We start from the raw sequence: 19,399 nt of genomic DNA on the forward strand, positions 1-19,399 counted from the left end.
GGTTTTGAATGAGTTGATACTTTTTTTTAGAATAAGTGTTGATGCTTTAATTCATTCAGTCAAAATAGGTTATTGTAAACATTGCATTATTTTTCTTAACTTTGCACTCCCCTAAAAATCAGGGTTAACCTATGGAGAAAACCAAGGTCCTATTCGTCTCACAAGATATTTCACCTTTTCTGAAGGACAGTCCAATGGGATTGATTTCCAGGCATTTACCACAAGGTATTCAGGAAAGGGGTCGTGAAATCCGAACCTTCATGCCAAGATTCGGAAGCATCAATGAGCGTCGCAACCAACTTCATGAAGTTATTCGTTTGTCGGGTATGAACCTGATCATCGATGATACTGATCATTCACTGATCATAAAGGTCGCATCTATACAGTCGGCCAGGATGCAGATTTATTTCATTGACAATGAAGACTATTTTCACCGGAAGTACGTTTTCAGAGATAAAAACAATGCTTTCTTTCCTGATAATGACGAACGCGCCATATTTTTCTCAAGGGGAGTGATAGAAACCGTGAAAAAGTTGGGCTGGGCTCCTGATATAGTGCATTGCCATGGTTGGATGACAAGCCTTGTTCCATTGTTCCTGAAAAGGGCCTATAATGAGAACCCGTTATTCAGTGCCACAAAGATTATCACCTCCATCTATGATGATGATTTTTCGGAGGCACTTGATACAAATTTTGCTTCAAAGATCAAGTATGAAAGTATTGCAGCCAAGGATCTGAAACACTATAAGAAGCCAAATTTCGTTTCTATGATGAAGGCAGCCATTGATTTCTCTGATGGTGTTGTGATGGGTAGTCCTGAAATTCATCCTGAAGTTGCGGAATATGTTTCTCAAAGCGGGAAAATCTTGTTACCTCATCAATCACAGGATAATTATATTGATGCCTTTAATGAATATTATGAAAAGGTGTTGCAGGCTCAGCCTGTTACTTAATATCGAGCCATCTTAAGCATAAACTATCAAACCCCAAGGCCTTGAATGCTTCTCAACTTGCAAAGCGATTTATTTTATTCCTGTTAAGCGTCCCTGTAATATTTTCTTGTACAAAAGACCTGAGCGAAATCGGACTGGATCTTGTTTCTCCTGATGAATTGATAAAGTTGGGATATTCAGATACCATCAGCATTTCAGCATTTTCAGTTCAGGAAGATTCTGTCAGGACTTACAACCTTTCGTATGCTTTGATCGGGCAGATGAATGACCCTGTTTTTGGAAAGACTACTGCCGACTGGTATACTCAAATACGCATGGCTAAAGAGCCAACTTATTTTGGAGACACCCCTGTGTTTGATTCTGCATTCCTGATTCTGCCTTATTTGAGCGCATATGGCGATACTTTAAGCAATATGACTTTGAAGGTTTATGAACTATCAGAAAGCATTATTGATAGTGTTCATAATTATTCAAACCATACTCTTACATATAATGAGAATGTCCCTCTGGGAGAGTTGACATTTACTCCCAGACCAACCGATAGTGCTTATTATTCGGGTTCAACCCAGGCTCCTGCAATAAGGATTCCCCTGAACTCAGCTTTTGCATTGAAGGTCCTACATGCTGATACATCAAATCTTACTACTAATACTGAGTTTCTAGAGTATTTTAAGGGAATAGCAGTAATCGCAAGTCCCCAGGAAGGAGCTAATAGTGGTGCTATTATAAAAATGAAAATTGTTGCCGGTAGCAGTAAAATTGAAATGTACTATCATAATGAAACCGATACCTCCACGTATAATTTCGGAATCAATACTGATTGTAAACGTTTCAACCACTATGGTCATGAAGATTATCAATCTGCATCACCCATGCTGACTCAGCAATTAGAAGGTGACACAATGCTTGGTGGACAGTTCCTGTTTATGCAGGCAATGGGAGGTATAAGAGTTAAAATAAAATTTCCTTTCCTCAATAATTGGGATGATGCTCAGAAAGTAGTAATCCATGATGCCCAACTAATCCTTACAAACGGATCAACTTCTTCCACATTTACAGCACCAAATCAACTCGCCCTCTATCCAGTAGCGGATGATGGAACTCTTTATCCTTTTCAATTACCTGATGCTGACCAGGGGAGTGCCTATTTCGATGGATATTATAATTCCACCGGAGGAACATACAGATTTCGTTTAGCCAGGTATGTTCAACAAATTCTCAATGGCAGTCAGAAGAATAATGGCTTATTTCTCATTATTCCAAGTGCTTCAATAGTCTCCGACAGGCTGGTTCTCAACGGAGTGCAATCTCCTCAATCTGCTTTGAAGCTATATATTAAATATACCGTAGTAAATTAAACTCTTTAACAGTACGAACATACTGTGTTACTTTTGGTTTCTTGTTAAATTAACTTTCAGACAAATATTGTTCTGACAAAAATGACATTGCAATAAAAAATGCGATGTAAAGAAATAGTATATTTGTTAGGGATTCTAAGCAATACTGAAATAAAGTTCATCATTTTAAACATCAAATTTCTACTAGTTATTACATTATGTGTGGAATTGTAGCATATCTTGGAAAGAAGGAAGCCCTTCCTATTCTCATCAATGGACTCAAACGATTGGAATATAGGGGATATGATAGTGCAGGGATTGCCCTGTTAAACCATGACCTGAAGGTTTATAAGACCAGGGGGAAGGTTTCTGACCTGGAATTATTATTAGCCGATAAGGATTTAACCGGATCAAGGGGCATTGCCCATACTCGCTGGGCTACTCATGGTGAACCTAATGATGTAAATGCTCATCCACATGTTTCTCCTGATGGAAAACTTGCAATCATTCATAACGGGATTATTGAGAATTACTCCATCATTAAGGAAGAACTCAAGCAACGTGGTTATCAATTTAAAAGTGATACGGATACTGAAGTACTTGCCTATCTAATTCAGGATATCAGGGAGCATGAGAAAACTGATTTTGCTGAAACTGTCCGCCTTGCACTTAGCCAGGTTACCGGCGCATATGCGATAGTGGTTATTTCGGAGGATGAACCGGATATGCTGGTTGCAGCAAGGAAAGGAAGTCCACTTGTTGTCGGAATAGGTGATGGAGAGTATTATATGGCTTCTGATGCAGCGCCTATTGTAGAGTATACTCGTCAGGTTTTATATCCTGAGGATGAAGAAATCGTGGTTGTTAGTCTGAAGGATGGATTAAAACTCATGACAATTGCCAAAACAGAAAAGACTCCTTACATACAAACTCTCGAACTTAACCTTACTGCTCTTGAGAAAGGGGGATTTCCTCATTTCATGTTGAAGGAGATCTATGAGCAACCCCGTACGGTTCGCGACAGTATGAGAGGAAGATTGAATATGGAGCAAGGGCTGGTTGTACTTGGAGGCATACAGGATTATACTAGGAAATTAATAAATGCAAGAAGGATCATAATTGTCGGGTGTGGTACCTCCTGGCATGCCGGACTGGTGGGTGAATATCTGATTGAGGAATTGGCGCGGATCCCTGTAGAAGTAGAGTATGCTTCAGAATTCAGGTATAGAAATCCTGTTATTTTCGAAGATGACATTGTAATTGCTATTTCACAATCAGGTGAAACTGCTGATACGCTGGCTGCTATTGAAATGGCCAAATCAAAAGGTGCAACCATCCTCGGGATATGCAATGTAGTTGGTTCATCTATTGCCCGTGCTACCCATGCCGGTTCATATACCCATGCCGGTCCTGAAATTGGTGTTGCTTCTACCAAGGCATTTACCTCCCAGGTAACCATTCTCACTTTACTGGCACTGATGCTTGCTGAAAAGAAGGGAAGTATTGCCGCTTCAAGGTATTACAGGCTTCTGCATGAGTTGAGTACTATTCCGGAGAAATTAGAAAAGACTTTATTGGCGAATGATAAGGTAAAAGAAATTGCCGAAATCTTTAGCAAAACCACCAATGCCCTCTACCTGGGACGTGGTATCAATTTCCCTGTTGCACTTGAAGGTGCACTGAAACTGAAGGAAATCTCTTATATCCATGCTGAAGGGTATCCTGCAGCTGAAATGAAACATGGCCCGATTGCACTCATTGACGAAGAAATGCCGGTATTGGTAGTTGCTACACGTAAAGGACATTATGAGAAGGTAGTCAGCAATATCCAGGAAGTCAAAGCCCGCAAAGGGGTTATTATTTCGATAGTATCTGAAGGAGATGAAGCTGTTTATTCTATGTCTGACTATTGTATTGAAATCCCGGAAACTGATGAAATGCTTGTTCCATTACTGGCAACAATTCCATTACAGCTCCTGGCATATCATATGGCATTAATAAGAGGATGTAATGTAGACCAGCCGAGGAACCTGGCAAAATCGGTGACGGTGGAGTAAACATTTGTTAGAGAGCTTTAACTGGCTCTTTGTATTATTTTTGATCGGAGAATGCATTCGCTTTTTCCGGATGCGATTCGCAGTCGCATCAGGATTATTGATACTATTTTAAATTTTTATATTATGCATTTTGAATCAAGTGGCATTTATCATGTCTACAATCAGGGTAATAACCGACAAGTAGTATTTTTTAACAGAAATAACTACCTCTATTTTCTAAAAAAGCTGAGGTTACAAATTCTTCCATTTGCTGACGTACTGGCATGGTGTCTGATGCCTAATCACTTTCACCTCATGATTTATGTCAGGGAGACGGAAATTCCAATAACGTCTCTTGAAATGAAAGAAGGTTTTGTTTTACCCGGGGATTTTAGTCCGGGTGCGACTTCAAGTCGCGTCCGGACTAAAACACTGAATGCTTCAATAGGGGTGTTACTTTCATCCTACACCCGTGGTATAAATATTCAGGAAAATAGGACAGGCTCCTTATTCAGGAAAGAAACTAAAGCTATATGCCTGAATGATATAGCAGGGATTTATCCTGGCTGGTACAAGAAATTTGGCGCAACAGTCATGCATGTTGAAATTCATGAGTGGCAATACCCTCAAACCTGTATGGATTATATACATTTTAATCCTGTTAAATCGAAACTGGTAAAAAACCCTGAAGATTGGGAATTTAGTTCTTATCCTGATCTGAAAGAAGTTCGGAATGGTACATTAATTAATAAGGAGCGAATAATCGAACTAAAATTGAAAGTTTAGTCCGCATGTGACTCCGGATGCGACTGCGAGTCGCGTCCGGAGTCGCTTCCAGACTCTTTCGTTTATAGTCGGTGAGGCATTACATATGCATCCTGTTTATGCCACTTTATCCTCAATTTTTCCCGTTCAGACTTCAATATTTCCTGTATAACAACATTTCGATGGAATTGGGATATAAACAGTCCATTTTTGTTGGGAATATTAAAACCTGTTCCCATGAAAACAAAAATTACTACAAGTTGGAATTCATTTCCCTCCAGCATTATGAAAGCTGCCGGAGTTTTTTCTTTTCTATTGATAAGCCTTGTAACAATCCCGTTAACAGCAATTTGTGATCATTACGAATCTGGCCTGAACAGGGTTACTGTTGATGCACCATCAATGGAAGGTGATACTGTCTTTGGGTCTTTTACTGAAATTACTCCCAATGATCCATTATTTATCACCCCGGCAGATGAGGATTTCTGGGTAAATGCTACAGCTCCTGCTGACTTCGACAACGATGGTGACCTGGATATAGCCGTGATTGGATATTATGTCATCTATAATGTAGGAGCAGAGTATAAATTGGTACTGATGCGAAATGAAGGACAAGCGGGCATGAATGAATGGGATTTCTCCTATGTTGATGTTCCCATGGGTTCAATGAGTTCAGGGTCCAGTGATTTAGCCTGGGGTGATGCCGACGGTGATGGTGACCTGGACCTGGTTGCAGGCTCAAATGATCTGACATTTCTGTTTCTGAATGATTCAGGTACCCTGGTTCAAAGCAATACTACATTGCCAGGTTATTGGGAAGAAAACAGCCAGGCAGAGTTTGATCTTCGTTCGATGAGTTGGGCTGATTTTGACAATGACGGGGACCAGGACCTATTGATTCCATCGGTTTATGATGCCCAGTCTTTTTCATTCCGCACAGCCCTGATGCGCAATGATGGGTTGGATAGTAACGGAGACCTGCTATTTACCGAGACCGGACCGGTGCTTGATCCAACAAATCATGCACAGACCGCATGGGCAGATGTGGATGCTGATCAGGACCTGGATTTGTTCGTCGTAAATATTGCCCCGCTCTTCGATAACAGTTATATCCGCAGATACCTTAACCAGGGTGACGGCACATTCCTTGCTGAGGAAATCCTTGGATCTGTTGCTGTTACATATGGTGAAGCACAATGGGGAGACTATGACGGAGATGGGGACCTGGACATTTTACTGGCCGGAGGGGTCAACGAGGCCAATGGGTCCTATACTCATATGGTGATCCGGATCTATACGAACGAAAATGGGACTTATGTGCCATTTGAGGCAGTAAGTAATCTGGAAGCTGATGGCTGGTTTGATATTAGTGCAGCCACCTGGGCTGACTATGATTCCGATGGGGATATGGATATCCTTGTTGCAGGCAATTACAACTCCGGCACTAACATTGAAGGACGAGCCAGAATCTATTCAAATAACAACGGAATTTTTACTGATTCAGGAACAGAACTGCCGGCACCCCGTGCCAGCGGTGACCTGGGAGGTACTTTTTCCTGGCTTGATATGGATGGAGACGGTGACCTGGATTACTACATTGCAGGACAATATTTTGTACCCGGTGGCAACGGGCTTGTAGAATCTCAGATGCATCTCTACAGGAATGATGCACAAATAATCAATCTGCCGCCAGCAGCACCGGGCGGTTTACAATCTGAAATAACTGCAGGCCATACCGTGCGACTGTCATGGGAACCGGTGATAGATGATCATACACCTACGGCATCATTAACTTATGACCTGGAACTATACAAGGATAATACCCCTGTAGTGATTCCTGAACGGATGCCTCAGCCGGGAACCCTGAGTGCTGTAAATGAATGGGTGGTAGAAGGTCTTCCTGACGGAAATTATCAATGGATAGTGCGTGCTGTAGATGCTGCATTTGCGGGTAGCGAAACCGTTGTTGGTTCATTCAGTATCGGCCTAACAACAGAACTTCAAGAGGTAATGGCGTCCCGGATTTCCCTTGGACAAAATGTGCCAAATCCTGCCAGTGAGAGGACAAAAATTCCATTCACCCTCCCCACCCAGGCTTACGTAACAATTCATGTTTACGGGGCACTGGGACAGATTGTTGCTGTTCCATTGAATCATACTTTTATGCAAGCAGGTTCTCATGAGATTAGCCTGGATACAGGCAATTTACCGGAAGGAGTATATTATTACCGCCTGGAAGGGTTTGATGAAGCCAGAAAGATGGTCGTAAAAAAGAGATAGCAATTATATTATTATTACTAAAGCACAATTTAGCATGCTCTTTTTGGATAGCTATGCTAAATTGTGCTTTCAGCTGAAGGGCTTAACTAAAGTGGATAATTATTTTATTTAAGGCAAATTCTACTTAATTATTTCATGATTTGGGCTATTATTATTTGTGTTGCATTGTTAATTATTTATATCCGATATACACTTAAATCTCGCATTTAAGAAATATTTTTGCCACCTTGATGAGTTTATTCAACTCACGTAAGAAAAGGAAGCGGAGAGTTTGTTCTCAAAAATTGCTTTCAGCAAAGAAAAAATCAACTATGAGGTCAGAACACAGAACACTGCCAGGTACCCTGCAATATCTGATACAGGAAATTGAAGATTGTAATGAGGTAGACAGTAGCAAGCTGATTGATTTTATTCATTCAGCAAAACTTCAGAAAGAAGAATTTGAACCCTTTTCGGATTTTTCTCACCAGCAGGGCTTCTCTTATGCCCGGACCCGGTTATATGAAGGGGCTAGTTTTAATATTTACCTCATGTCGTGGGCCCCGGGTGATTTTACGGCAATTCATAGTCATGGTCAGACAGACTGGGGTGCCGTGTTGTTTTTTTCTGATGTGAATCACCGATTGTATAAAGTACAGGAGAAAAATATTCAACTGATTGACAAAACAGGGGTAAAGGCTGGTACCATCGCCCCGGTAAATGGAAACCTGGTGCATGCCATGGGTAATCTATCGGAAAATCCTGCAATGAGTTTGCATATTTATGGTTCAGAAAAAGGCATCAGCAATGCTAATGATGGTTCATTGGTTTATGAGCTGGAAAAAATGCAGATACGACGAACTCATGGTGAAGCATATATCAATATTGCAGAAGAAAATTGCCTGGAGACCTTGAAAGGATTAACTACAAATAAGGAAACCCTTGTTGACTATTTAAATATAGTTTTACCATACTATAAAAAAAATGGCTTTTCTGAAATGTGTAATAAAATAGTCTCAATTCTCAGTGATCCTGAGAGTCATTTTTTACATTAATAACCACCAATTTTGTCGGAAGTATGATGACTGCGGAAAATCACCTTTGATTTTCCGTTTTTGTTTGTGTTATTCAGCAAGACTCTGCTCTTCCTGAAATCAAAAAATTAGATATGTAAAAATAGGTATATAAAAGATTGTCAATAATTTATCCAGTAATATTCTATTTAAAATATTTTTGAAAATTTCTTTCGCTTATTGTTTTTCTATTAACAAAAAGAAGATACTTTTGCATGAAAATAGAACCACATGGATATTTCGCACATAGAACATATTGGCATTGCTGTCAAGGACTTACAACAGAGTATTGAATACTGGGAAAAGGTATTCGGACTGAAGTGTTATGCTGTTGAAGAAGTGAAGGATCAGAAGGTGAAAACGGCTTTTTTTATGGTAGGACAAACCAAGATTGAGTTATTGGAAAGCACTGATCCGGAAGGTCCAATTGGCAAGTTCATTGAAAAGAAAGGGGAAGGTGTTCATCACCTTGCTTTTGCTGTGAAGGGAATTGAAGGTGCATTGGAAGAGGTTGAAGCAAAGGGTATCCAACTGATTGACAAAACCCCGAGAAAAGGTGCAGAAGGCCTGCATATTGGGTTTCTGCATCCCAAATCTACAATGGGAGTATTAACTGAGCTCTGTGAAAACAAAAACGATTAATTGGTAAAGCCATGGCAATAGAAGATAAAATCAAGTTACTGCTTGAAAAGCGGGAAGAAGCGAAGTTAGGTGGAGGACAGAAGCGTATTGATTCCCAGCATAAAAAGGGTAAACTTACAGCAAGAGAACGTATTGAATTATTATTGGACGAGGGCAGTTTTGAGGAGTTTGATATGTTTGTCTCCCACCGGTGTGTTGATTTCGGGCTTGAAAATGAAAAATACCTGACGGATGGAGTAATTACAGGTTACGGTACCATTGATGGCAGGTTGGTATATTTATTCAGCCAGGATTTTACAGTTTTTGGAGGTTCTTTAAGTGAAATGTATGCCAAGAAAATCTGTAAGGTGATGGATCAGGCCATGAAGGTTGGAGCCCCAGTGGTAGGGATCAATGATTCTGGCGGAGCCCGCATTCAGGAAGGTGTTCAGAGCCTGGCAGGGTATGCCGAGATCTTTGAACGGAATATCCTGGCTTCAGGCGTAATCCCGCAGATTTCGGCCATTTTCGGTCCCTGCGCCGGAGGTGCTGTATATAGCCCTGCCCTCACCGACTTTATCATTATGTCGAAGGAAAACAGCTATATGTTCGTTACCGGTCCAAAGGTTGTAAAAACAGTGACAGGTGAAATAGTAACAGATGCTGAACTTGGAGGTGCTATGGTTCATGGTTCCAAGTCAGGGGTGGCACATTTTGTTGCAGAAGATGAAAAGGAAGGGATTTCGTTAATCAGGAAGCTATTGAGTTTCATGCCACAGAATAATCTTGAGGATCCTCCATTGGCTGCATGTGATGATCCAATTGACAGGTTGGAAGAATCTTTGAACTATATAATTCCAGATAACCCTAATAAACCATATGATGTAAAGGATGTAATTCATCTGATTGTGGATTATGGTGAATTTATGGAGGTTGCCAGGCATTTTGCACCGAATATTGTAACTGGTTATGCACGATTGAATGGCATGTCCGTTGGAATCGTGGCCAATCAGCCCAATTACCTTGCAGGAGTCCTGGATATCAATGCTTCTCGCAAGGCGGCTCGTTTTGTACGTTATTGTGATGCTTTCAATATTCCTATTCTTACCCTTGTTGATGTACCAGGATTCTTACCTGGTACCGCCCAGGAATATGGTGGAATTATTATTCATGGGGCCAAGTTGCTATTCGCCTATGGTGAGGCAACTGTTCCTAAAGTAACAGTTATACTGCGCAAGGCCTATGGTGGAGCCTATGATGTAATGAGTTCAAAGCATCTGAGAGGTGACATTAATTATGCCTGGCCTTCTGCTGAAATTGCAGTAATGGGTCCCAAAGGGGCTATTGAAGTATTGAATAGCAAGAAATTGGCTGAGATGGAGAATCCCGCCGACAGGGAAGAGTTTGTAAAGAGAAATGAAGAAGATTATAAGATCAAGTTTGCCAACCCTTACAATGCTGCTCAATACGGTTTCATTGATGACGTGATAGAGCCCAGGAATTCCAGGTTCAGGATTATCAGAGCCTTACAAGCACTAGCCACTAAGAAGGATGTGAATCCTGCCAAAAAACATTCAAATCTTCCTTTATGATCAGTAGCATCCTACTACAAGCCCAGGTAGCCGGAAAGGCAATGAGCAAATCAGCCGAAGAGTTTGGTAGAATGGATCCATTTGGATTTGTGATGGCAGCCATTGCCATGACTGTTGTCTTTTTGGCCCTGATTCTTCTTTATCTTACTTTTAAATATGTTGCTAAAGCATATAGTATAGATCTAAAAAATAGATTTCGTAAAGAGCGGCCAGGTGAAGAAGTGCCGGAAGAGATTGAAGAAATTCCAGGAGAAGTGAATGCCGCAATTGCACTTGCTTTACATCTGTACCGTAACCAATTGCATGATATGGAAGATACTGTGATCACCATAAAGAAGGTTGCTAAAGCTTATTCTCCCTGGAGTTCAAAAATTTACGGAATACGAAGGACCCCAAGATAAAGTCGAAGTTTTTGAGTGTACACTCCCAAACGGATGAAAACATCAACAAGTAGAATTACAGAGTTCCTGACTACCTGATAACAGAAAAATATTAAGGATGAAAAAGTTCAAATTCACTATAAATGGAAGCCAGTATGACGCTGAAATAATCAGTATTGATGATAACCTGGCAGAGGTCTCAGTAAACGGAACTGTCTATGCAGTGGAAGTTGACCGTTCGATACCACTGAGCAAAACACCAAAACTGGTACGTACCATGGCGGTACCTTCAACAGATGCTCATCCATCATTGACAAAAACCAGCAGTCCCTCTGCGCCTAAGGGTACAGGCACCATTAAGTCACCATTGCCAGGTGTAATCCTTGAATTACATGTCAGGGAAGGTGATGCTGTTAAAATCGGTCAGAGGCTTATTACCCTGGAAGCTATGAAGATGGAGAACAATATCAATGCTGACAAAGAGGGTAGGGTAATTTCCCTTAAGGTTGGCAAAGGGGATAGTGTAATGGAAGGGGATGTTTTACTTGTAATCGGAGATTAATTGTATGGAAGGTTCTACCTCAATGTGGTCATTCCTGGTTGACCATCTTCAAAGATTCCTGGAATATACTTCTTTCGGAAACTTTACATTCGGGCATCTGATAATGATTTTGATTGGATTGGCATTCATTTATCTTGCCATTGCCAAGGAATATGAACCCATGCTGCTGGTGCCAATTGGATTTGGGATATTAATTGGTAATATTCCTTTCTGGGGAGCGGAGCATGTTTTAAATGGAGACCCTCAAAACCTGCAGGTTGGATTATATCAGAGTGGCAGTGTTATGAATTATCTATATTTTGGAGTACGATATGGTATTTATCCTCCTTTAATTTTTCTTGGGATTGGTGCAATGACTGATTTTTCGGCCCTTATCTCAAATCCAAAATTGATTCTTATAGGAGCTGCAGCACAACTTGGAATTTTTGGAGCCTATGCTGCTGCATTAGCCCTGGGTTTTTCCCCTGCTGAAGCCGGTGCTATAGGCATTATTGGCGGTGCTGATGGTCCTACTGCAATTTTCCTATCTTCAAAACTTGCTCCGGAATTGGTAGGTGCTATTGCAGTTTCTGCCTATTCTTATATGGCCCTTGTTCCTGTTATTCAACCACCTGTTATGCGATTATTAACAACTCCAAAAGAGCGGCTCATCCGGATGAAGCCTCCAAGGGTTGTTTCCAAGCTTGAAAAGATTCTTTTTCCGATCATAGGATTGTTATTCACTACATTTATAGTACCTGCCGGCTTACCCTTGCTGGGAATGTTGTTTTTTGGGAATTTACTAAAAGAAAGCACGGTTACAAAGCGTCTAGCTGATACTGCAAAAGGTCCTTTGATTGATATAGTTACTATACTAATTGGACTCACTGTTGGTGCTTCTACTCAGGCAACTACTTTCCTTACTGCCAAAAGTGTAGGGATTTTTGCACTAGGAGCTTGTTCATTTATTATAGCAACTTTTGGTGGAGTTATGTTTGTTAAAATCCTAAATCTTTTCCTAAAAGAAGGGAATAAAATTAATCCGTTGATTGGCAATGCGGGTGTTTCTGCAGTTCCTGATAGTGCCAGGGTCTCTCAGGTGGTAGGTTTGGAATATGATAAAACCAATCATTTGCTTATGCATGCTATGGGACCAAATGTTGCAGGTGTTATTGGCAGTGCTGTTGCAGCTGGTGTCTTGCTTAGTTTCCTCTTTTAAACAGTGCCTGACGGCCTCTGTTTAACTGATCCTGTTGATTGCGCTCATTACAAAGCCTAAAATTGGAAACAATTTCATGAAAAGTTGTTTCCGGGATACTTTGCAGTTATTTCTGTAGTTTGTCAACTTCGTATGGCATCCCTATTCCATCATTTTGTATTTTCGTACTTTGATTTAAGGATCTGTTAATACAACTTTTCCCGAAGGATCAATAAAAATGCTATGCCCATAGAATCCTTGTTTTTTACTGTTTTCATAGTTTTCATTGCCGGAATGCTGGCAATTGACCTGGGGATATTTGATAGGAAAAGCCATGAAGTAAAATTCAGGGAAGCACTGATCTGGACAATTATTTGGGTCACCCTTGCAGCAGGATTTTATCTGCTTATTCTTAATAAAGCCGAGATTATTCATGGATTAAAATCCATCGGGGATATTGAGAATAATATCTTGAAATACAAGCATCCTATTGATATCAGTGGACTCGGGTTGCAAGATGCATTAAGTGTTTACAGGCAAAATCTTGCACTGGAATTTCTCACAGGCTACCTTATTGAGTACATGCTTTCTGTTGACAATGTATTTGTTATGATCCTGATATTCATATCGTTCGGGGTGCAGAAAATGTATTATAAAAGGGTGCTCTTTTGGGGAATCCTGGGTGCAATAGTGATGAGGTTTATCTTCATCTTCTTGAGTTCTGCACTGATTCAGCGTTTCGATTGGGTATTATATGTTTTTGGAATTTTCCTGGTTATCACGGGTGTGAAAATGTTTCTCGACAGAAATAAGGAAGAGAAAATGGAAACTTCCAAGCATCCGATTGTTAAATTCGCATCCAAATATTTGCCATTATATCCCAACTATTTCAGGGGACACTTCTGGTTCAGGAATAAAAAGGATAGGAGTCGACTTTATTTCACACCTCTTTTCCTTGTTCTTTTAGTCATTGAGTTTACTGATGTTGTGTTTGCCGTTGATTCTGTACCGGCAATTTTTTCGATTACTCAGGACCCATACATAGTTTTCTTCTCTAATATTTTTGCCATTCTTGGTCTTCGTTCCCTGTTTTTTGTAATTGCCCATGTGATTACAATGTTGCGATTCCTTAAACATGGACTATCAGTACTGTTAATGTTTATTGGATTTAAAATGCTTATGCATGTGCAATTAAAGGAATGGGGTTTTACCACGGTCCATTCTTTGATTATTGTTGTAGGGATTCTCACTGTAAGTATTCTTGCTTCAGTGATCTGGCCGGATAAAAGTAAGAAAAAGGTGAAGGTAATTGAAGAGTTAACAGGAGAGAAGCCGGGCAAGATTGAATTTTAGAAAAGAATAACCAAAATGAAAACTATCCTATGTTAATCATCGGGATTGCCGGGGGATCCGGTTGCGGAAAAACAACAGTTGTTAAGGAAATTATCCGACGACTTCCCAAGAGTTCAGTTGCAGTGATCCCCCAGGATGCTTATTACTGGGATAATGGCCACCTGAGCCAGGAAGAAAAACTGGAAATTAATTTCGACCATCCCAATTCTATTGAATGGACTTTACTTGTGGAGCATCTGGACATTCTCCGTCAGGGAAAGCCCATTGAGATGCCTCAGTATTCTTATGTGGAATGTGCCAGAAGCCATGATACCATCCACATAGAGCCAAAACAGGTAATTATCGTTGAAGGCATCCTTATTTTTACTGATCCTGAATTATTAAAACGACTTGATATAAAGATTTTCGTGGATGCTGAAAATGATGACCGTCTGACCCGCATTATTCGCCGCGATACCATTGAACGTGGCCGTGATTTCAGGCAGGTCCTCGACCATTACAGCAAATGGGTTAAGCCCATGCATCTTCAATTCATTGAGCCCTCCAAGCGATATGCTGATATCATTGTCCCGCAAGGCGGTGAAAATAAGGTTGCCGTCCAGGTGCTTGCTTCCCGTATACAAATGAAGCTGGGATCGGGGGAGTAGTTTCTGAATCGATATTTCACTTTGGGGAGGATGAAAAAATGCAAAATGCAAAATGCAGATTGCAGAATGAAAAATTCAGAATATAAAATTCAAACCATCCCAATCATTTAAAGGCAATGAATTCTTATGATTTGTTTTGCCGTTGAATTTTGCGGCTTTTTATAGCACTTCAAAATCGGATGGCCGCTGGGTTGCGTTTTCACAGCGTTTGATTACGATTGAGGAGATTCTAGAATTTTAGAAAAATCATTTCCAAAATCAAACTCGTTAATCGACAATCCAAATTCATGGGCAATTTTGATTAACGATTGAAGATTAATGAAATTCAGAATTAAGAAAGTAAAGCACTACAACTAAATCACTTAATCCAATGCAGAGTTAATTGCTGTGTTTGCGTTTGGTTTTAAATTTGCGTTTTAGCTTTATATTCAGGTCACGGTTAATCGACAATCCAAATTCAAGAGCAATTTTGATTAACGATTGAAGATTAACGAATTGAAGCTCAAACTCGTTATCCCCATTCCAACAGATTTGATTAACGATTGAGGATTAACGAATTCAGAATTAAGAAGTAAAGCACTTCCAAAAATCAAAACTCGGTTAATCGACAATCCAAATTAGAGCAAATTTGATTAACGATTGAGGATTCGAATTAGATTAGGAGCACTCAAGTCAAATGTCGTTAATCGACAATCCAAATTCAAGAGCAATTTTGATTAACGATTGAAGATTAACGAATTCAGAATTAAAGTGTGGATCTTCAAAAATCAAAACTCCCTGCCTGCCTGCAGGAATGCTGCTGCTTTGGGTGAGTTTTCGCAGTCAGGCAGGGTTAATCGACAATCCAAATTCAAGAGCAATTTTGATTAACGATTGAGGATTAACGAATTGAGAATTAAGAAGTGACTTCAAAAATCAAAACTCGTTAATCGACAATCCAAATTCAAGAGCAATTTTGATTAACGATTGAAGATTAAGTGAATGTCGATGTGTGTCTGTGTGTCTGATGTTACGAAGGGAGCCTATGGCTGGAAGGTTCACATCCGCAATCCGACATTCAACATTCGACATCGACATCACATTCGACATCCGACATCAATCGACATCCAATCCGACATCAAATTCAACATGAAATCCACATCCGACATTCCACATCCAACATTCGACATCCGACATCCACATCCGAATCAATCCGCATCCGACATGCAATCCACATTCAACATCCGACATCCCACATCCGACATCCCACATCCGACATCCACAATCCGACATCCACAATCCGACATTAAGGACTAAAATTAATCTAAACAAGACACAATGGCATGAAAATTTAATTTAACATGACATATTGACATGATTTATTGGCCTTTTTTAGCTTTGGAATGAGAATTGAAAAGAGAGGATATCAATTCATTAAAACCATAACTAAAATATAAGGAGGATTTAACCATGTTACCTATTATTAAACGCAGCCCGTTTTTCCCTTCATTCGCAGACGAATTCTTTGGGAAGCAGTTACCAACCTTTATCAATGTTGATTACGGATTCAATAAACCTTCGGTAAATATTGCAGAAGGCAAGGAAGATTTCAGGATTGACATTGCAGCTCCTGGTTTGGAGAAGGATGATTTCCGGATCAATCTGAATAACAATGTCCTGACGATTTCATCGGATAAGGAAGAAAAGAAGGAAGAAGATTCTGAGAATTTTGTTCGTCGGGAATTCAGCTACGCTCAGTTTAATCGTTCATTTAGTCTGCCAACATCTGCAGATACTGAAAAGATTAATGCTACCTACAAGAATGGAGTTCTTTCCATTGTCATCCCAAAGAAGGACGAAGCTAAAGAAAGACCTGTAAGGGAAATTGCCATCGCTTAAATGATGCAATCCGATAAAATTTTTCAATTTTAAAATGCAGAGCCGGCCAGAAGCCGGCTTTTTTATTGATTATCAGAAGCAAACCACTCAGCGTAAGAAGTAACTGTTTCGCGCAGGAGAAGGTTATGCAATTTTACTTGTGGTGGCATGAGTGGGATAAGTCGTTCAGCAAAATCAATGAGCATATTTTCACTGGTCGGCTGATAATCAACAAGGATCGTTTTACCAAACACTTCTGATTTCAAGGGTAGAAATTCATCAGCAGAAAGTTTGTTGAGCACGAGTGCATGATCAAATTCATCAATAATGCAATTCCTTACAATTTTCTTCAGGTCACCAAAATCCATCAGCATACCATTTTTTGGCGATGAGTCATCCTGCAAAGGTTGCCCGATAACGGTGACATACAATTCATAAGAGTGTCCATGAATATGCCGGCAAGGGCCATCGTACCCTTTAAGGGCATGTGCCATTTCAAATTTAAACTCTTTGGTTAATCGGATATTGGTCAATGTAATATGGTATTAATTATTCAAGAATGATTCTTGATGTATAAACAAGGCTGGTTTCCGGGTCGACTAATTTGAGGATATATAAGCCGGCCTTTTGATGATCAAAATTAATTTCGAGTTTGTTTCCTGAAATTTTTTCAGCAGGGGAAACCTTTCCTCCGGTTGCTGAATAAACAACAAGATCAGGTATATGTTTGGAAAATGCTGAAGGAAGTTCTATGGTTAGGTTTCCAAAGCAAGGATTAGGATATGCATTGAGAGGGATTGATTGAACGGGATCCAGGAAACCGGCATTTCCAGCCCAGACATTATTTACAAATTCAGGATGATCAATATATGGATTACGGTTGTGCTGGTAAGCATACACGGCATTGTTTCTGTCAATTTCCTTTTGAGAGACCGGGTCAGCCTGGTGCCATTGCATGAGCATAGTTACAGCCCAGGGCTTCAGCTGTGAGCCATTGGTCATACCACTGCCTGCCCAGCCATTATCTTCATTAAAGTAGCGTGTTGACATATAGAAGTATGAACGGGCAAAATCTCCCTTATAAGCATCAATGGGTTCGAAAACAGTTCCGGAATATCCGGGTGTTGAACAATCTCCTACTTTGCTTCCATTATCTGATGTCCAGTCTGTAGAGCCTACTTTCCCAAAAGGATAATTTGACCGGCGATTGTTTACATATCCATCCGTCGGGTATAGATGAAACAAATCGGAATACATAGGCGTTTTGTCACTGAACCAGCTTTTGGGCCAGGAATGTTCCCTGTTATAGCAGTCACCTTCTCCATTATAGCTTCCACATTCATCATTATTATTAAAAGAATATTCATAGGGAGGGGTGCCACCCGGAATATCGGAATACATATCCCAGACCTTGCCATTGGACTTTTTATCAGTAGTTTCAAAAGCGGTGATCAGGAAATCGTAGCTTAATACCGTATGATTGTCGATAATATCATGAAGCGCTTGTTTGAGTGCAGTTCCGTATTTCCCTGCAGCCGGGTCATAATATCCCTGGGGTGCCTGTGCATTGATATTTAATGAGAGTACAAGTAGTAACAGAAGAATCAGGTTTTTCATTCTTTAGGATTATTTGGGTATCAATAAGAGAAACCGACCAGGTCGATCAGTAGTTTGAGTGAGGCGGCAAGGATAATTAATCCACCGATAGGTCCGGTGCGTAAACGTAATGATCTGGCTTCATATTTGGCACCAAGGATCAATCCGGTAAAGACGGCAATGAGTTGCATGATTACTAAAATGAACCAGGAAGAGATATTTTTTTCAGTGGTCAAACCGGCGGTGATACTTACAATTAAAGGTGTAATTCCTTCTGCAATGGAAAGCATGACGACATTCCTTACTATTGTTACATCAAAACTTTTTTCTTCAGGCCTGGTCCTGATGGAATCAAAGATGATCTTTAATCCCATAATGAGTAAAATACCGAAGGCAATATAGTAGTTTGACTCTAAAGCCAGAACGCTGATCCTTGACCCTAACCACAAACCGGTACCTATCAGCAGGGCCTGTGACAGTAAAATGATGCCTGCAAAGCGGAATTTGATTATGAGCCTTTCACCTTTGAGAATATACCCTGCTACAATGTATGTAATCAACGAATTGAGGGCTAATGCAAGACTAAGAATGAAAATTTGGATAGGGTTCATAAGAAAAGGATTATCCTGAATTATTTCATTCCTGCTGTTGATTCGGAAATCACAGAAGCCATTCCAGAGGGGGAATATACAAAAGTGGCTATTTTTTCCAGGTTAATCCGATCCGTTTCATCGAAGGAGTTAAAAGCTGTACTGTCAATATCAAGGACCGCCATCAACTGACCAGACGGATCAAAAATTGGGATGACAATTTCGGAATTGGATCTTGAATCGCAGGCAATATGCCCGGGGAACTTGTGAACATCAGGAACCACCAGCGAACGTTTTTCATTAACACTTGCCCAACAAACTCCACCTCCTTTGAGAATCTGGCAGGCAACAGGCCCCTGGTATGGTCCGACAACTAATTCGTCGCCATTCACCCTATAGAAGCCACACCAGAAAAAATAGGTAAACTTAAACTTCAGGATAGCAGCAATAGTCGCCATTCTTGCAATGGGGTCATCAGTCTTCACCAATAAACCTTGCAACTGGACAATTATTCTATCGTATCTTCCTTGTTTTGAGCTAGATTCCATGATTTTTTGAAACGGGATGCAAAAATACAAATGTTTTGCTGGTTAACGGTCAA

General features: G+C 40.3%; 18 protein-coding genes and 1 pseudogene. 14 read left to right on the top strand and 5 right to left on the bottom strand.

What is annotated here, in order from left to right; all coding sequences use genetic code 11:
- The first annotated feature begins 131 nt into the window (after positions 1-131).
- The 13 genes and pseudogenes from IPH84_08480 (at position 132) to udk (ending at position 14,755) form a co-directional block, all read left to right on the top strand.
- Positions 132-953, top strand: coding sequence for a glycogen/starch synthase (locus tag IPH84_08480; GenBank protein ID MBK7173257.1), 822 nt, complete (start codon positions 132-134; stop codon positions 951-953).
- 41 nt (positions 954-994) lie between these two features.
- The gene (locus IPH84_08485; protein MBK7173258.1) at positions 995-2,311 is read left to right on the top strand and encodes a DUF4270 domain-containing protein; all 1,317 of its coding nucleotides are present in this window, start codon (positions 995-997) and stop codon (positions 2,309-2,311) included.
- Positions 2,312-2,508: 197 nt separating this feature from the next.
- Positions 2,509-4,347, top strand: a complete 1,839-nt coding sequence (glmS, locus tag IPH84_08490) for a glutamine--fructose-6-phosphate transaminase (isomerizing) (GenBank protein ID MBK7173259.1) — start codon at positions 2,509-2,511, stop codon at positions 4,345-4,347.
- Positions 4,348-4,968: 621 nt separating this feature from the next.
- Positions 4,969-5,070: pseudogene (locus tag IPH84_08495) on the top strand (transposase).
- 258 nt (positions 5,071-5,328) lie between these two features.
- Positions 5,329-7,371 (top strand): VCBS repeat-containing protein, encoded by a 2,043-nt coding sequence (locus IPH84_08500; GenBank protein ID MBK7173260.1) that lies wholly within the window; start codon positions 5,329-5,331, stop codon positions 7,369-7,371.
- A 311-nt stretch (positions 7,372-7,682) separates the two neighbouring features.
- Entirely contained in the window at positions 7,683-8,405 is a 723-nt protein-coding gene (locus tag IPH84_08505; protein ID MBK7173261.1) for a cysteine dioxygenase family protein, read from the top strand.
- A gap of 249 nt (positions 8,406-8,654) precedes the next feature.
- Positions 8,655-9,065 carry a methylmalonyl-CoA epimerase gene (gene mce / locus IPH84_08510; GenBank protein ID MBK7173262.1) on the top strand — a complete coding sequence of 137 codons (411 nt, stop codon included), beginning with the start codon at positions 8,655-8,657 and terminating at the stop codon, positions 9,063-9,065.
- Between the two features lie 11 nt (positions 9,066-9,076).
- Entirely contained in the window at positions 9,077-10,636 is a 1,560-nt protein-coding gene (locus IPH84_08515) for an acyl-CoA carboxylase subunit beta (protein ID MBK7173263.1), read from the top strand.
- A 41-nt stretch (positions 10,637-10,677) separates the two neighbouring features.
- Positions 10,678-11,037 (top strand): OadG family protein, encoded by a 360-nt coding sequence (locus IPH84_08520; GenBank protein ID MBK7173264.1) that lies wholly within the window; start codon positions 10,678-10,680, stop codon positions 11,035-11,037.
- A 97-nt stretch (positions 11,038-11,134) separates the two neighbouring features.
- Positions 11,135-11,578 carry a biotin/lipoyl-binding protein gene (locus IPH84_08525; protein ID MBK7173265.1) on the top strand — a complete coding sequence of 148 codons (444 nt, stop codon included), beginning with the start codon at positions 11,135-11,137 and terminating at the stop codon, positions 11,576-11,578.
- 22 nt (positions 11,579-11,600) lie between these two features.
- Positions 11,601-12,776 carry a sodium ion-translocating decarboxylase subunit beta gene (locus IPH84_08530; GenBank protein ID MBK7173266.1) on the top strand — a complete coding sequence of 392 codons (1,176 nt, stop codon included), beginning with the start codon at positions 11,601-11,603 and terminating at the stop codon, positions 12,774-12,776.
- A gap of 222 nt (positions 12,777-12,998) precedes the next feature.
- Positions 12,999-14,108, top strand: a complete 1,110-nt coding sequence (locus tag IPH84_08535; protein MBK7173267.1) for a TerC/Alx family metal homeostasis membrane protein — start codon at positions 12,999-13,001, stop codon at positions 14,106-14,108.
- A gap of 29 nt (positions 14,109-14,137) precedes the next feature.
- The gene (gene udk / locus IPH84_08540) at positions 14,138-14,755 is read left to right on the top strand and encodes a uridine kinase (protein MBK7173268.1); all 618 of its coding nucleotides are present in this window, start codon (positions 14,138-14,140) and stop codon (positions 14,753-14,755) included.
- A gap of 1,095 nt (positions 14,756-15,850) precedes the next feature.
- Here udk and IPH84_08545 read toward each other — a convergent pair.
- Entirely contained in the window at positions 15,851-16,027 is a 177-nt protein-coding gene (locus IPH84_08545) for a hypothetical protein (protein MBK7173269.1), read from the bottom strand.
- A 177-nt stretch (positions 16,028-16,204) separates the two neighbouring features.
- Here IPH84_08545 and IPH84_08550 point away from each other — a divergent pair, with 177 nt between their 5' ends.
- On the top strand, positions 16,205-16,633 hold the full coding sequence (locus IPH84_08550; protein MBK7173270.1) for an Hsp20/alpha crystallin family protein: 429 nt from the start codon (positions 16,205-16,207) through the stop codon (positions 16,631-16,633).
- 62 nt (positions 16,634-16,695) lie between these two features.
- Here the strand turns inward: IPH84_08550 and IPH84_08555 are convergent, their stop codons facing one another.
- The 4 genes from IPH84_08555 to IPH84_08570 are packed head-to-tail and all read right to left on the bottom strand — an operon-like array spanning position 16,696 to position 19,346.
- Positions 16,696-17,145, bottom strand: coding sequence for a 6-carboxytetrahydropterin synthase (locus IPH84_08555; GenBank protein ID MBK7173271.1), 450 nt, complete (start codon positions 17,143-17,145; stop codon positions 16,696-16,698).
- A 16-nt stretch (positions 17,146-17,161) separates the two neighbouring features.
- Positions 17,162-18,229, bottom strand: a complete 1,068-nt coding sequence (locus IPH84_08560; GenBank protein MBK7173272.1) for an endonuclease — start codon at positions 18,227-18,229, stop codon at positions 17,162-17,164.
- A gap of 20 nt (positions 18,230-18,249) precedes the next feature.
- Positions 18,250-18,819, bottom strand: coding sequence for a manganese efflux pump (locus tag IPH84_08565; GenBank protein MBK7173273.1), 570 nt, complete (start codon positions 18,817-18,819; stop codon positions 18,250-18,252).
- A 20-nt stretch (positions 18,820-18,839) separates the two neighbouring features.
- Positions 18,840-19,346, bottom strand: a complete 507-nt coding sequence (locus IPH84_08570; protein MBK7173274.1) for a GAF domain-containing protein — start codon at positions 19,344-19,346, stop codon at positions 18,840-18,842.
- Positions 19,347-19,399 lie beyond the last annotated feature (53 nt).

Source organism: Bacteroidales bacterium, from assembly GCA_016707785.1.
GTDB lineage: Bacteria > Bacteroidota > Bacteroidia > Bacteroidales > UBA4417 > UBA4417.

Coding starts and splice junctions, on each gene's coding strand:
- IPH84_08480 (MBK7173257.1), top strand. CDS start 132: ATGGAGAAAACCAAGGTCCTATTCGTCTCACAAGATATTTCACCTTTT.
- glmS (MBK7173259.1), top strand. CDS start 2,509: ATGTGTGGAATTGTAGCATATCTTGGAAAGAAGGAAGCCCTTCCTATT.
- IPH84_08500 (MBK7173260.1), top strand. CDS start 5,329: ATGAAAACAAAAATTACTACAAGTTGGAATTCATTTCCCTCCAGCATT.
- IPH84_08505 (MBK7173261.1), top strand. CDS start 7,683: ATGAGGTCAGAACACAGAACACTGCCAGGTACCCTGCAATATCTGATA.
- mce (MBK7173262.1), top strand. CDS start 8,655: ATGGATATTTCGCACATAGAACATATTGGCATTGCTGTCAAGGACTTA.
- IPH84_08515 (MBK7173263.1), top strand. CDS start 9,077: ATGGCAATAGAAGATAAAATCAAGTTACTGCTTGAAAAGCGGGAAGAA.
- IPH84_08520 (MBK7173264.1), top strand. CDS start 10,678: ATGAGCAAATCAGCCGAAGAGTTTGGTAGAATGGATCCATTTGGATTT.
- IPH84_08525 (MBK7173265.1), top strand. CDS start 11,135: ATGAAAAAGTTCAAATTCACTATAAATGGAAGCCAGTATGACGCTGAA.
- IPH84_08530 (MBK7173266.1), top strand. CDS start 11,601: ATGTGGTCATTCCTGGTTGACCATCTTCAAAGATTCCTGGAATATACT.
- IPH84_08535 (MBK7173267.1), top strand. CDS start 12,999: ATGCCCATAGAATCCTTGTTTTTTACTGTTTTCATAGTTTTCATTGCC.
- udk (MBK7173268.1), top strand. CDS start 14,138: ATGTTAATCATCGGGATTGCCGGGGGATCCGGTTGCGGAAAAACAACA.
- IPH84_08545 (MBK7173269.1), bottom strand. CDS start 16,027: ATGTCGGATTGTGGATGTCGGATGTGGGATGTCGGATGTGGGATGTCG.
- IPH84_08550 (MBK7173270.1), top strand. CDS start 16,205: ATGTTACCTATTATTAAACGCAGCCCGTTTTTCCCTTCATTCGCAGAC.
- IPH84_08560 (MBK7173272.1), bottom strand. CDS start 18,229: ATGAAAAACCTGATTCTTCTGTTACTACTTGTACTCTCATTAAATATC.
- IPH84_08565 (MBK7173273.1), bottom strand. CDS start 18,819: ATGAACCCTATCCAAATTTTCATTCTTAGTCTTGCATTAGCCCTCAAT.
- IPH84_08570 (MBK7173274.1), bottom strand. CDS start 19,346: ATGGAATCTAGCTCAAAACAAGGAAGATACGATAGAATAATTGTCCAG.